This is a genomic window from Streptomyces glaucescens, from assembly GCF_002154375.1.
In the GTDB taxonomy this organism is placed as follows: Bacteria; Actinomycetota; Actinomycetes; order Streptomycetales; family Streptomycetaceae; genus Streptomyces; species Streptomyces glaucescens.
This window is the reverse complement of record NZ_MUND01001039.1, coordinates 1-507: the sequence shown is the minus strand read 5'-3', so window position 1 is coordinate 507 and position 507 is coordinate 1. Positions and strand designations below refer to the sequence as shown.

The 507-nt window shown below is 74.8% G+C and carries 1 pseudogene; it reads left to right on the top strand.

Going from position 1 to position 507, the window contains the following annotated elements:
* A pseudogene (locus CCN42_RS40405) lies at positions 1 to 479 on the top strand (lytic transglycosylase); the annotation flags it as partial.
* Positions 480 to 507: the final 28 nt, after the last annotated feature.

Below are 507 nucleotides of genomic sequence, written 5' to 3'. Positions count from 1 at the left end.
CGTTCACCGTGCGCGCCACCGTCGTGGGCCGCTCCGTTCCCGGCGCCGACTACGCCGCGACGGTCACCGCGCGGGCCGCCGACACCCTCGTCCGCACCACCGGAACCGAGCTGACCTGTGTCGCGGGCGGCGCGTTCACCGAGCCGCTGCAGGTGAAGGCGACGTACCGGGGCGCTGTCGCGGACGGTGTCGCCGCCACCGCGACGCTCGTCACGTCGGCGGACGACCCGGCGGTCAACGACAAGGGTCCCTACTTCAAGGACGCCGACGGCAAGGCCGTGCGCACCCTCACGGGCCTGAAGACCGGCGCCGACGGCCTGCTGACACTCCCTCAGCTGTACGCGGACGACGCCACCGGCACGTTCCTGCTCCGCCTGACCACCACGGGCGGCGCCACGCTCACCGTGGAGCTGACCGTGACGGCACCGGTGGCCTCACCGAGCCCGTCGGAGAGCGAGTCGGCCCCGGCCGGAGCGTGACCGCACCGCGCCTCGCCCGAGGGCGCCC